Source organism: Arthrobacter sp. 01N442, assembly GCF_056399345.1.
Window position 1 is genome coordinate 146,147 of the sequence record NZ_JBFTRD010000005.1, and the last position, 11,678, is coordinate 157,824.

The 11,678-nt window shown below is 67.6% G+C and carries 13 protein-coding genes; 10 read left to right on the forward strand and 3 right to left on the reverse strand.

The features are described from left to right. The first annotated feature begins 14 nt into the window (after window positions 1-14). From AC1DNC_RS11900 to AC1DNC_RS11920, 5 genes are read left to right on the forward strand one after another with little or no spacing between them, the layout of a single operon-like run. Window positions 15-1,094, forward strand: a complete 1,080-nt coding sequence (locus AC1DNC_RS11900) for a DAK2 domain-containing protein (protein WP_476862938.1) — start codon at window positions 15-17, stop codon at window positions 1,092-1,094. Then, window positions 1,084-3,294: an ATP-dependent DNA helicase RecG gene (locus tag AC1DNC_RS11905; RefSeq protein WP_476862749.1), complete on the forward strand. Its 2,211-nt coding sequence runs from the start codon at window positions 1,084-1,086 to the stop codon at window positions 3,292-3,294. The genes AC1DNC_RS11900 and AC1DNC_RS11905 overlap by 11 nt, the downstream gene beginning before the upstream one ends. A 48-nt stretch (window positions 3,295-3,342) precedes the next feature. Beyond that, window positions 3,343-3,951 (forward strand): 16S rRNA (guanine(966)-N(2))-methyltransferase RsmD, encoded by a 609-nt coding sequence (gene rsmD / locus AC1DNC_RS11910; RefSeq protein WP_476862750.1) that lies wholly within the window; start codon window positions 3,343-3,345, stop codon window positions 3,949-3,951. Window positions 3,952-3,974: 23 nt separating this feature from the next. Beyond that, window positions 3,975-4,697: a class I SAM-dependent methyltransferase gene (locus AC1DNC_RS11915; RefSeq protein ID WP_476862751.1), complete on the forward strand. Its 723-nt coding sequence runs from the start codon at window positions 3,975-3,977 to the stop codon at window positions 4,695-4,697. Window positions 4,698-4,730: 33 nt separating this feature from the next. Continuing rightward, window positions 4,731-5,216, forward strand: a complete 486-nt coding sequence (locus tag AC1DNC_RS11920) for an AAA family ATPase (protein ID WP_476862752.1) — start codon at window positions 4,731-4,733, stop codon at window positions 5,214-5,216. A gap of 299 nt (window positions 5,217-5,515) precedes the next feature. Here AC1DNC_RS11920 and AC1DNC_RS11925 read toward each other — a convergent pair whose 3' ends face one another. From AC1DNC_RS11925 to AC1DNC_RS11935, 3 genes are read right to left on the reverse strand one after another with little or no spacing between them, the layout of a single operon-like run. Next, the gene (locus tag AC1DNC_RS11925; protein ID WP_476862753.1) at window positions 5,516-6,316 is read right to left on the reverse strand and encodes a spermidine synthase; all 801 of its coding nucleotides are present in this window, start codon (window positions 6,314-6,316) and stop codon (window positions 5,516-5,518) included. Continuing rightward, window positions 6,313-7,521: an aminotransferase class I/II-fold pyridoxal phosphate-dependent enzyme gene (locus AC1DNC_RS11930; protein WP_476862754.1), complete on the reverse strand. Its 1,209-nt coding sequence runs from the start codon at window positions 7,519-7,521 to the stop codon at window positions 6,313-6,315. Before AC1DNC_RS11930 ends, AC1DNC_RS11925 begins: the two co-directional genes overlap by 4 nt. Continuing rightward, complete coding sequence (locus tag AC1DNC_RS11935) at window positions 7,518-8,432, reverse strand: SDR family NAD(P)-dependent oxidoreductase (RefSeq protein WP_476862755.1); 915 nt, start codon at window positions 8,430-8,432, stop codon at window positions 7,518-7,520. The genes AC1DNC_RS11930 and AC1DNC_RS11935 overlap by 4 nt, the downstream gene beginning before the upstream one ends. Window positions 8,433-8,480: 48 nt before the next feature. Here AC1DNC_RS11935 and coaD point away from each other — a divergent pair, with 48 nt between their 5' ends. From coaD to mutM, 5 genes are all read left to right on the forward strand, one after another. Further along, window positions 8,481-8,981 carry a pantetheine-phosphate adenylyltransferase gene (gene coaD / locus AC1DNC_RS11940; RefSeq protein ID WP_476862756.1) on the forward strand — a complete coding sequence of 167 codons (501 nt, stop codon included), beginning with the start codon at window positions 8,481-8,483 and terminating at the stop codon, window positions 8,979-8,981. 174 nt (window positions 8,982-9,155) lie between these two features. After that, the gene (locus AC1DNC_RS11945) at window positions 9,156-9,680 is read left to right on the forward strand and encodes a YceD family protein (protein ID WP_082574983.1); all 525 of its coding nucleotides are present in this window, start codon (window positions 9,156-9,158) and stop codon (window positions 9,678-9,680) included. A gap of 36 nt (window positions 9,681-9,716) precedes the next feature. Continuing rightward, window positions 9,717-9,920 carry a 50S ribosomal protein L32 gene (rpmF, locus tag AC1DNC_RS11950; RefSeq protein ID WP_056738282.1) on the forward strand — a complete coding sequence of 68 codons (204 nt, stop codon included), beginning with the start codon at window positions 9,717-9,719 and terminating at the stop codon, window positions 9,918-9,920. A 21-nt stretch (window positions 9,921-9,941) separates the two neighbouring features. Beyond that, window positions 9,942-10,682, forward strand: coding sequence for a ribonuclease III (rnc, locus tag AC1DNC_RS11955; RefSeq protein ID WP_476862757.1), 741 nt, complete (start codon window positions 9,942-9,944; stop codon window positions 10,680-10,682). Between the two features lie 8 nt (window positions 10,683-10,690). Further along, window positions 10,691-11,662 carry a bifunctional DNA-formamidopyrimidine glycosylase/DNA-(apurinic or apyrimidinic site) lyase gene (gene mutM / locus AC1DNC_RS11960; RefSeq protein WP_476862758.1) on the forward strand — a complete coding sequence of 324 codons (972 nt, stop codon included), beginning with the start codon at window positions 10,691-10,693 and terminating at the stop codon, window positions 11,660-11,662. Window positions 11,663-11,678: the final 16 nt, after the last annotated feature.

An 11,678-nucleotide genomic window follows, 5' to 3' on the forward strand; every position in this document is an offset into this window, starting at 1 on the left:
CCAACGCGCAAGCGATGAAGCGGTGGTTGGGCAAGGCGGAGACAACGCTTGGAAACCACAGCGACCGCCTGAACGCCATCAACATCTTTCCGGTAGCCGACGGGGACACCGGAACCAACCTCTACCTCACCGTCCGCGCCGCAGCCCGCGCGCTCCAGGACGTAGCCACCGACACGGCTGCCCTGCCGCAGCTGGACGCCGGCCCGGCGCTGCACGTCGTGGGCCCGCCCGACCCGGCCCAAAACGACGTCGGGGCTGTCTTGGCCAGGGCAGGCCAGGCCGCCATGGAGCAGGCGCGGGGCAATTCCGGAACTCTCTTCGCAGTCTTCCTGTGCGCCGCCGCCGAACCTTTGGCCGGGCACCCGCGGCTCAGTTCACCCCTGCTGGCGGCCGCCCTCAACCGTGCCCAGATCCGGGCGTGGTCAGCCTTGAGTGACCCGGTTTCCGGCACCATGCTTTCCGTGATGGAAGCAGCCGCCCGCGCCGCCGCCGCCGTCGACGCCGAGCACGACGGCGACGACAGCAACCACGCCCTGGGGCTGGCGCTCGACGCCGCCGTCGAGGCTGCCCTGGCCGCCGTGGTGCACACCGAGGACCAGCTTGAGGCCCTGCACACCGCCCGCGTAGTCGACGCCGGCGGGGTTGGGATGCTGTTGGTCCTGGACTGCCTGCGCTCCGCCGTGCTGGGCGAGGAACTCCAGGACCAGTTGCTCGACGGCCTGCATGGCTATGACGTCCAGGATCCGCACATCCACGTGGACATGCCGGGGGATGACGGCGTCGAAGTCATGTGCACCATCACGCTCTCGCCGCTGGACGCGGCCACCATGCGGCAACGGCTGGACGAGATGGGCGAGTCCGTCATCATGAGCCAGGTGGGCGGCGACGCCAACGCCGAGGGCGCCTACCGGTGGCGGGTGCATGTCCACGTGCCCGACGCCGCGCCCGCCGTCGCCCTGATCCGCTCGCTGGGCGAACCCTCGGACATCAGCGTCAGCGAGTTGGCGCTGCCCCGGGACGCTGATTCTTCTCCCTTGGAAGCAGTTCCTGCCGCAGACCCCCGCAGCGCGGACCTCGACGGACATGAACGCTGAACTTGAACTAGGCCTGGAGCGCCGCATCGGCAAGCGCTCCGCGGCCGTGATCGAAAAGCACCTCGGCATCACCACAGTCGGCGGGTTGCTGAACTATTTCCCTCGCCGGTACATGATCCGAGGCGAGCTGACCCTCATCAGCGAGGTCCCGCTGGACGAGGAAGTAACCTTGATCGCCCGCGTGCTCTCCAACAGCACCCGCGCCATGCGCGCCCGGCGCGGTTCGCTGACCGACGTCGTAATTACCGACAACGCCGGCACCCTGAAGGTGAGCTTTTTCAACGGTTTCCGCGCCCGAGCCGAGCTCCAGCCGGGCCGGCGCGCCCTGTTCTCCGGCAAGGTGACCCGCTACGGCGGCTCCCTCGGCCTGACCAACCCCGAGTTCCAGTTGCTGGATGAGGATCCCGACGTCCCGGGCATGGACCCGGAGAAGCTCGCGGCGATGCCCATCCCGGTCTACCCGGCCACCGCCAAGCTGACCAGCTGGTCCATCCAGAAAGTTATTTCCACGCTGCTGGAAACCGCCGACCTGAACAGCCTGGATGACCCGCTGCCCGCCGACATCTCCGCGCGGGAAAAATTCCTGCCGGTCGCGGACGCGTACCGGCTGATCCATGCCCCGGAGACGGCGGCGGACTGGCGGCGTGCCCGGGACCGTTTCCGCTACCAGGAGGCGCTGGTGCTGCAATCAGCCCTGGCCCGGCGCCGCGCCCAGCTCGCCGCGGAGGAAGCGACGGCGCGCCGTCCCGCCGCGGACGGCCTGCTGGCTGCGTTCGACCGCCAGTTGCCCTTCACCCTGACGGCGGGCCAGGCAGCTGTTGGCAAAACCCTGTCCGAGGAACTGACCCGGGACTCGCCGATGAACCGGCTGCTGCAGGGCGAGGTGGGCTCCGGCAAGACGATCGTCGCCCTGCGCGCCATGCTGCAGGTGGTCGACGCCGGAGGACAGGCGGCGCTGCTGGCGCCCACCGAGGTGCTCGCGGCGCAGCATTTCGAGTCCATCCGCCGCACGCTCGGACCGCTTTCCCGGGACGGATTGCTCGGCGGCCTCGGCCCGGACTCCGTCCAGGTCACGCTGCTGACCGGCTCGATGCCCACCGCCGCCCGGAAGCAGGCCATGCTGGACGCCGCGTCGGGGACCGCCGGAATCGTGATCGGCACGCACGCCCTGCTCAGCGAGAACGTTTCCTTCTACGACCTAGGGCTGATCGTCGTGGACGAGCAGCACCGTTTCGGCGTCGAGCAGCGTGATGCGCTCCGGTCCAAGGCCAGCAAGCCGCCCCACCTGCTGGTCATGACCGCCACGCCCATCCCGCGCACCGTCGCCATGACCGTGTTTGGCGACCTGGAGACCTCGGTGCTGGACGAACTGCCGGCGGGCCGTGCCCCGATCTCCACCCACGTGGTGGGCCTGGCCGAACACCCAGCCTGGGCCACCCGGATCTGGACCCGTTCCCGCGAGGAGATCGACGCCGGCCACCAGGTTTACGTCGTCTGCCCCAAAATCGGCACCGACGACGACGGCGACTTCAGCCCCGGCGAGGCCGAGCCCACCGACGCCGACCTGGCCGACAACGGAGCCCGGGAACTCGCCTCGGTGACCGGCGTCGTCGAACTCCTGCGCGACGAACCGGCGCTGGCCGGCGTACCCGTGGCGCCGCTCCACGGCCGGCAGGATCCGGTCCTGAAATCGGAAACCATGGCCTCGTTCACGGCCAACCAGACCAAGCTACTGGTCTCCACCACCGTGATCGAGGTGGGAGTGGACGTGCACAACGCCACGCTCATGGTGATCCTGGACGCGGATCGCTTCGGCATCTCCCAGCTGCACCAGCTCCGTGGCCGGGTGGGCCGCGGCGGGCTGCCGGGAACCTGCCTGCTGGTCACCACCCTGGAACCTGAGCATCCCAGCCGTCGCCGCCTGGACGCGGTTGCGGCCACCACGGACGGCTTTGAGCTCTCCCAGGAGGACCTCAAGCTGCGCCGCGAGGGCGACATCCTGGGCGCGTCCCAGTCGGGCGGCCGCTCGACGCTGAAGCTGCTGCGGGTCCTGGAGCACGAGGACCTGATCGCCCGCGCACGGCAGGACGCCCAGGCGATCATCGGCGCCGACCCGGACCTGGCCCGGCACACGGGACTGGCCGCGGCAATCGACGACTACCTCAACCCGGAGAAGGAGGCGTTCCTTGAACGCGGCTAGGACACGAAGCAAGGCCGGGCTTATCGCGTCCGGATCGGAGCGGCAGGCATGAGCCGCATCATCGCCGGAGCCGCCGGCGGCACACCGCTGGTCAGCGTCCCTGGCTCCCTGACGCGGCCCACGACGGATCGGGTGAAGGAAGCGCTCTTTTCCAGGCTGGACGCCTTCGAGGTCGTTGCCGACGCATGGGTGCTGGACCTTTACGCCGGCTCCGGTTCACTCGGCGTGGAAAGCGCCAGCCGGGGCGCGCTGGCCGTGGACCTGGTGGAATTCGACGGTAAGGCCAGCGAGGTCTGCCAGCGCAACGCGGACCTGGTCAATACCGTGGCGCGGCGCAAAGTGGTCTCCGTGCACCGTTCGAAGGTCGAATCCTTCCTGGACCGCGCCGCCGAGGCAACCCGCTGGGACCTGGTGTTCCTGGACCCGCCCTATCCGCTGGACGAGGTCGCGCTGGCCGCGGTGCTCGCCAAGCTGCTTCCGCACCTGGCCGAGGGCGCCGTCGTCGTGGTGGAACGCTCCGCCCGCACCCCGGAGCCGTCCTGGCCCGAGGGCATGGAGCGGTTCGCGGAGAAGAAATACGGCGAGACGCGGCTCTGGTTTGCCGAGCCCGGGGTCGAGGCCGCGGAGGCGGACACGCCCGGCGAACCGTCGGAGTAGATGCTGGTGCGTGGGGTCCCGTTGTGAGCGACTACGACACCAGACTCGTTAACCTTTACGACCAGGACAATCCGGATGGCCCGGACCACGACTTCTACCGCTCAATTGCTGACGACTGTGAGGCGGAGTCCATACTCGACGTTGGGTGCGGGACCGGCATTCTGACAGTGACTTTTGCCCGGGAAGGACGCACTGTTGTCGGCGTGGACCCGTCGGCTGCGATGCTTGCTTTCGCGCGGCGTCGGCCAGGAGCAGCCGGCGTGGACTGGATCCTGGGCGACAGCCGCGCCATCCCTCCGATGCAATTCGACGTCATCGTGCTTACCGGCAACGTCGTCCAGCACATCCTCGATCCGGAGTGGCAGCGCACCTTGCGGGATCTCCACGCTAATCTGCGGGCGGGTGGAGTACTGGCCTTCGACAGCAGGAACCCCGCAGCCCGGGCATGGGAACGCTGGGCGTCGCAGGAGCGCTCCCGCCGCGACACCCCGCATGGGCCGCTTGACGAGTGGGCAGAGGTGTCAGAGCCCGAAGATGGCGTTGTCACAGCCAGGTTCCATAATCAGTTCCTGCGGACCGGTGAAAGAGTGACCGAGACGGCGCGCTTCGCCTTCCGCCACGTCGACAGCCTTCTCCGGCAGCTCGCCACAGCCGGCTTCGAGGTGGACGCCGTATACGGGGACTGGGCGCGCACTCCCTTCACCCCTGACGCCTCATTCATGGTCGTCACCGCGCGTGCCCGGTGACGGTTCCCTTCCGGCTCCTGCTACGTTCTAGGCATGCTCGTCGTCCTGCCTGGTAACTCCGGCTCCGGGAAGAGCACCGTAGCGGCAATGCTCCAAGAAGCCTTGCACGGTCCGACTGCGATCCTCAGCCAAGACTATTTCCGGCGAAGCGTGTACCGGGAACGAGAGCAGGAGAGCCTCGCCCACGCGGACCTTCTGGAAGCCGCAGCGGCTCACTGCCTCCGCGCCGGGCACCACGTCATCCTCGAAGGAATCTTCAACGCTGGGCGGTATTCGGCGATGCTCGAGCGCACCGCGGCCCGAAGCGGCGACTCGAGGTTTTTCGCCTACGACCTCACGTTCGATGAAACCGTCCGCAGGCATGCGATGCGGCCACAAGCGGCGAACTTCACCGTCGACGAGATGCGGTCCTGGTTCCACGGATGGCAGCCGCTACCGTTCGTACAGGAAGAGCGGATCGAAGCTGCGGAATCGGCCGGACAGATCGTGGCGCGCATTCTCGGCACGCCTGGCGGATAGCCGATCGACTGACGGCCAGTGGCCCGCCGGACCCTAGCCTCGGGGAATGGTGACCTCGGCGGCACGCATTTCTCTCCTGCGCTGAGCCTTGAGCGCGTGTCCAACCGCTACGCGGACAACCATATAGAGCACACCCAGGACCACTGCTAGCTGTCCCAGGATCCAAAAAATGCCTACCAACAGTCCAACATCCACAGAATTCTCCCCAACGATAGCGACGTGCGGCTGCTTTGGCCTTTGGCCAATATAGAGGACTGTCCCGCAGGCTTGGTTACGACTCTCGGGCAGCCCCGCACCAGCTAGTCCGAGAGCACATCCAGTTCGACGCCGGAAAGTACCTTTGCCGGGTGCGGACCGCGGGCCGTGAGCGCCGCGGTCCAGGCATCGGGCCACGGGACCTGGGTCCCGGTCAGGATGACGTTGCCGGGGTGTCGGCCGGCGAACATGCCGGTCTCGGCGAATGCCGCCACGTCAGCCATCGCCCGGCGCAATGCCGCGACCTGGCTCCGGACCAGGGTCAGGCCCGGCTCATCGCCGACATTGACGATCAGGACGCCCCGAGGGGTCAGCCGGGCCGCTGCTTCCTGGTAGAAGCCGGCGCTGGCGATATGTTCGGGCGCCTCGGGGCCGGAGAAGATGTCCAGGATCACGACGTCGAAGCGCAGCTCCGCGGGCAGGGTTGTCAGCGCTTCGCGGGCGTCGCCAATCACGGTGTGCAGCTCCGTCCCCGCCGGCATCGGCAACTGCTGCAGCACGAAGTCCAGCAATTCGCGCTCCAGCTCCACCGCATACTGCACGGAGCCGGGCCGGGTCGCCTGGATGTAGCGCGCCAGCGTCAGCGCCCCGGCGCCCAGATGGAGGGCGGCGATGGGTTCGCCCCACGGCGCCGCGAGGTCCACCATGTGGCCTATTCGGCGCAGGTACTCGTAAAAGATGTCGCCCGGGTCCGACAGGTTCACGTGCGACTGCTCGGCCCCGCCGATGCTCAGCACGAACCCGCCCTCGGTGAACTCGTCCGGCTCAATCACGGCGTGCTGGCCGGTGGTCCGCAGGAACCTCCTGGACGCCGGTCCAGCGTCCGGCGCTCCGTCCGTGCTCACAGCCTGTCCCGCAGGGTGGAAAGCCGCTCGGCGGCCTCCTCCAGCACGTAGGTCTTCTTGCAGAACGCGAAGCGGAGCAGGCTGCGGGTCCGCTCGGCGCCCTCGGCGTGGCAAAACACCGGGACAGGGATGGCGGCGACGCCCACCAGTTCCGGCAGCCGGCGCGCCAAATCCACCGAATCCGAAATCCCCAGAGGAGCGGTGTCCACGTTCACGAAGTACGTCCCCTGCGGGGTGAAGACCTCGAGTCCCGCCGCGCGCAGTCCTTCGCTGAGGATGTCCCGCTTGAGCCGCAGGGTGTCGGCAATGCCGGCGTAGAACTCGTCCGGCAGGCCCAGTCCCACCGCAATAGCGCTCTGGAAGGGGGTGCCGGAACTGTAGCTCAGGAACTGCTTGACCGTCCGGGCCGCGGAAACCAGGTGCTCGGGGCCGGACAGCCAGCCGATCTTCCAGCCGGTGAAGGAAAACGTCTTTCCCGCGGACGAGATCGTCAGGGTGCGCTCAGCCGCGCCGGGGATGGTAGCGATTGGCAGATGCGCTGTGCCGAAGGTGAGGTGTTCGTAGACCTCGTCGGTGATGATGACGGCGTCGTGCTGGGCCGCGAGCTCTACGACGCGTTCGAGTACCTCCCGCGGGAACACCGCGCCGGTCGGGTTGTGCGGATTGTTCACCAGCACCACCTTGGTGCGGCTGGTAAACGCCGCGGCAAGGGCCTCGAGGTCGGGCATGAAATCGGGGGCCAGCAGCGGGGCGGTGACGTGCGTGGCGCCGGAGAGTCCAATGATGGCGCCGTACGAGTCGTAGAACGGCTCGAAAGTCAGGACCTCGTCGCCCGGGCCCACCAAAGCGAGCAGGGCGGCGGCGATGGCCTCCGTGGCTCCGGTGGTGACGATGATTTCCGTCTGCGGGTCGGGGGTCAGCCCGTAGAACCGTTCCTGGTGCAGGGAAATGGCTTCCCGAAGCTCGAGGATGCCCTTGCCCGGCGCGTACTGGTTGGCGCCTGCGGCGATCGCGGCCTGGGCGGCGTCCTTGATCTCCGCCGGGCCGTCCTCGTCCGGGAAGCCTTGGCCGAGGTTGATGGCTCCAGTCTTGAGCGCCAGGGTTGTCATCTCCTCGAAGATGGTGACGCCCAGGTCCCCGCCGGGGGAGAGCAGGTTGGCGCCGGTCGCGGCACGCTGCCAGGGGGCCAGGGGCTGTCCGCTCACCGGGTCCCCGCCTGGCCGGGGGTCTCTCCGGCGGCCTTGTAGGTGGTGTCCGTGCGGCCGGTGAACTTGTCCATCGTCGTGTAGATGCCGAAAATCTTCCCACCGACGAAATCCCAGGCCCGGACCGGCAACAGGCCGCGCAGCACCTTGCCGAGCTGCGCCGTCGCCGGGGCGATCAGCTGCGGCTGGCCGGCCACGGTGGCCCGCCAGGCGCGGTTGACGGCGTCGTCGGGGGTCATCAGGGGCGTGAAGAGCGGACCGCGGGCGCCGGCGAACATGCCGGTGGAGATGTAGCTGGGGCAGAAGGTGGTCACCTTCAGGTGACTGTAGCCCTGCTGCTCGAGTTCCAGCCGCAGCGAGTCGCTCCAACCGATAACCGCCCACTTGGAGGCGGCATAGACGCTCATCCGCGGGTTGGAGACGGTGCCGGCGGCCGAGGCGATGTTGAGGATGCGGCGCGGCCGGCCGGCGTCGGACATCATGGCGGGCAGAAACGCGTGGGTGACATACATCGGGGCGAGGGCGTTGATGTCCATGGTCAGGGCGATGTCACGGGCCGGTTCGTGCTCCCAGAACAAGGCGCCGCGGACAATCCCTGCGTTGTTGACCAGCAGGGTCAGCGGCCCCTCGGCCTGCGCCTCCGCAGCGGCCGCCGCAATGTCGTCCCGGCTGGCCAGGTCAACCCGGCGGACGACGGCGCGCGCACCGAGGGCGGAAACCTCCGCAGCGGTGCTCGCCAGGCCGTCGGCGTCGACGTCCCAGAGAATGACGGCGGCGGCGCCCTCACGTGCGGCGCGGAGCGCGTAGAGCCGCCCCATGCCCATGGCGGCTCCGGTCACGAGGACGACTCCGCCGGAGACAGTGAACGGCGCGGACACGGACTCGGCAGTGGAAGTCTTAGATGCTGACATTCCGCCATGCTATCCCGGCCCGCAAGGCCCATGCGGTAGGTTCGGAGCATGAGACGCGCTGTATGCCCTGGCTCCTTTGACCCTATTCACAACGGCCACCTGGAAGTCATTGCCCGGGCGGCCAGCCTCTTCGACGAGGTCATTGTGGCTGTGTCCACCAACTACGCCAAGAAATACCGCTTCGGGCTCGAGGAACGGCTCGACATGGCAAAGGAAACCCTGGCCTCACTGCGCGGCATCGTGGTGGAACCCGTGGGGGAGGGGCTGCTCGCCGAGTACTGCCGGCAGCGCGGGGCGAACGCCATCGTGAAGGGCTTGCGCTCGTCCTCAGACTTCGATTACGAACTGCCGATGGCCACCATGAACCGGCAGCTAACCGGCGTCGAAACGGTGTTCATTCCGGCCGAGGGACACTATCTGCACCTGTCCTCCACGCTGATCAAGGAAGTTTTCACCCTCGGCGGCGACGTCTCGGACTTCGTGCCGAAGTCCGTACTGAAACGCCTGCGGTCCGGCGAGCCGGTCCAGGATCCGCCGCGCAGAGGGTAAGCTTGATCGGTACTCGGCGGCCTTCTGCCGGTTGCGCGGCCCTGACCGGCCCCGCGCGCGGTGCTCAACCGCGCGCTGCAGCCCGGTTTGAGTCCGTCCGGAAGATCAGGCTAAGATGGTACGTCGGTCATATGTTCAACAGGAGTTCTCATTAAACGAGATGCTAGTTCGCCCCTGGCGTTCGACGTCAAGGACCTCGGACGCAGTCCGGGAAGCATGCGGACACTGAAGGAACATGTACCCGCACCAAGTGACCTTGGTGTGGCGCTCATTGGCGTGCAGGAAGGCTCGGATGTCGAGCTGGATCTGCGCCTGGAGGCCGTACACGAAGGAATTCTGGTATCGGGCACCGCGAACGTCGAAGTAACCGGCGAATGCGGTCGATGCCTGGATCCCCTTGCGTATGACCTTGAGGTCAATGTGCAAGAACTTTTCTTCTACGGGGATGCTGAATTCCCGGACGAAGAAGACGAAGAAGAGCAACGTCGAGTCGAGCACGATCTGATCGATCTTGAGCCGGTGTTGCGGGACGCAGTTGTCACCATGCTGCCGTTCCAGCCGGTGTGCCGGGAAGACTGCCAGGGCCTTTGCTCCGAATGCGGAGTTCGCCTGGAAGACGAGCCGGGGCATCACCACGAGGTCGTAGATCCTCGCTGGGCCGCCCTAGCTGACTTGGCTAAGCCTGACCGGCAAAACTGATTTGTAAGTGTTGGACTAGAGAGAAATGAGTTAGCCGTGGCTGTCCCGAAGCGGAAAATGTCTCGCTCGAATACCCGCGCCCGCCGCTCCCAGTGGAAGGCAACCGCCCCCCACCTGGTGAAGACCGTGGAAAACGGACAGGTTGTTTACAGCCTGCCGCACCAGGCGAAGGTCGTTACCGACTCCGCTGGCACCGCGCTGTTCCTTGAGTACAAGGGCCGCAAGGTCGCAGACGTCTAATCCGCCAACAGGCTGACTAAGATGTCTTCAACTGAAGAGCTTCTGAAGCGTCTCGGTGTCACTATTGACGCCGGGACGCTTCGTCTTGCTCTGACGCACCGTTCCTACGCCTACGAAAACGGCGGCATCCCCACCAACGAGCGGCTCGAGTTCCTCGGCGACTCCATCCTGGGCTTCTCCGTGACCGACGCGCTGTACCGCGACAACCCCGAACTGCCCGAGGGCGATCTGGCCAAGCGCCGTTCCGCCGTCGTCAGCACCCGGGCGCTGGCGGGCATCGGCCGCAGCATCGGACTGGGGGAGTACATCTACCTCGGCCAGGGCGAAAAGCTCACGGAGGGCAAGAACAAAGCCTCCATCCTGGCGGACACCATGGAAGCGCTGATCGGCGCCACCTACCTGTCCAACGACCTGGAAACCGCGCGCCAGCTTGTTATGCGCCTCGTCGGCCCGCTGCTCCAGGACGCCGCCGCGCTGGGCGCCGGCACGGACTGGAAAACCAGCATCCAGGAACTCGCGGCCAGCCGCCAGCTCGGCACGATCAACTACGCCGTCGAAGGCTCCGGCCCGGACCACGCGCGGACTTTCGAGGCCGTGCTGCGGATCGGCGGAAACGACTACGGCACCGGTTCGGGGAACTCCAAGAAGGAAGCCGAGCAGGAAGCAGCCGCCGACGCCTGGCGCCGGCTCTCTGCTCCTTCGCCCGCCCGGACCGCGGACGCTGCCGAGGCCGCGCAGCCCAGCACCCACACCGGCAGCTAGGCGCCGCATTGCCCGAACTGCCCGAGGTCGAAGTGGTCCGGCGCGGCCTGGTGAACTGGGTGCGCGGCCGGACCATCACCTCCGTCGAGGTGCTGGACCCGCGCTCCATCCGCAGGCACGCGCTGGGCGTCGAGGACTTTGCCGGGAACCTGGCCGGTGCCCGGGTGCTCGATGTCGTCCGCCGTGGCAAGTTCCTCTGGCTGCCGCTGGCGGACACCGCAGACGCCGGGGACGACGCAGGGGACGCGGCAGCGCCGGCGCCAGCCGTCGCGCTGATGGCCCACCTGGGCATGTCCGGCCAGCTGTTGATGCAGGACGCCGCCGTCGCGGACGAGAAGCACCTGAAGATCCGGCTGCGGCTCAGTCCCGCGGCCGGCATGCCGGAGCAACTGCGGTTCGTGGACCAGCGCATCTTCGGAGGACTCTTCCTCACCTCGCTGGTGCCCACGGCCGACGGCGGTCCCGGCGGACTTGCGGAGACGCCGCTGCCGCTGATTGCCGAGGAAGCCTCCCATATCGCCCGGGACCCGCTGGACCCGCACTTTTCCTTCGACCTGTTCTACCGGCGGCTCCGCTCACGCAAAACCGGCCTGAAGCGGGCGCTCCTGGACCAGGCGCTCGTCTCTGGGATCGGGAACATTTACGCGGACGAGGCGCTCTGGCTGGCCAAGCTCCACTACGCCCGGCCCACGGACACCCTCCGGCGGTCCGAGGCGCTGCGGGTGCTCGACGCCGCCCGCCAGGTCATGACGGACGCACTCGCCGCCGGCGGAACCAGTTTCGATTCGCTCTACGTCAACGTCAACGGCGCCTCCGGCTACTTTGAGCGGTCGCTGAACGCATACGGCCGCGCGGGCCTGGAATGCCGGCGCTGTGCGGAGGCGGGAATCGTGAGCCTGATGAAACGCGAGCAGTTCATGAACCGGTCCTCCTACACCTGCCCCGTCTGCCAGCCGCGGCCGCGGAACGGGCGCTGGTAGCCCGGCGGAACGCCGC